At 34.3% G+C, this 396-nt stretch carries 1 protein-coding gene; it reads right to left on the bottom strand.

Annotated elements, in window-relative coordinates:
* Positions 1–67: 67 nt before the first annotated feature.
* Positions 68–396, bottom strand: a 329-nt coding sequence (locus D7X74_RS42480; RefSeq protein ID WP_199742038.1) for a 6-phosphofructokinase, incomplete at its 5' end; no start/stop codon positions are given.

Here is a 396-nt window from a genome sequence, read left to right on the forward strand (position 1 = left end):
ATTCTGAAGCTGGTCCAATTGTACATACAATTTTAGTTTTTCTCATTTTATAATTCCTCCTGAAATCTTATATAGATAACTTGTTAGCAAGTTCATATAGACTATAATCAAATTTATGATCTTTACCATCAAAAATTTCATCAAAAGATGTTGCTACAATTTTATTGTTCTTAATTCCAACACCCTTAGCTGTTTCACCTTGCATTAATAAGTCTACCGCATATCCACCTAAACGTGATGCTAAAACTCTATCCGCACCTGTTGGGCTACCACCACGTTGAACGTGACCTAACACAGACACTCTATTATCAACATTGATGTATTGTGATAATTCTTTTTGACAATCTTGCGCAGTCATGCAACCTTCTGCTACAAGAACGATTGAGTGTTTCTTAC

The organism is Corallococcus sp. CA047B, from assembly GCF_003612065.1.
Classification (GTDB): domain Bacteria; phylum Myxococcota; class Myxococcia; order Myxococcales; family Myxococcaceae; genus Corallococcus; species Corallococcus praedator.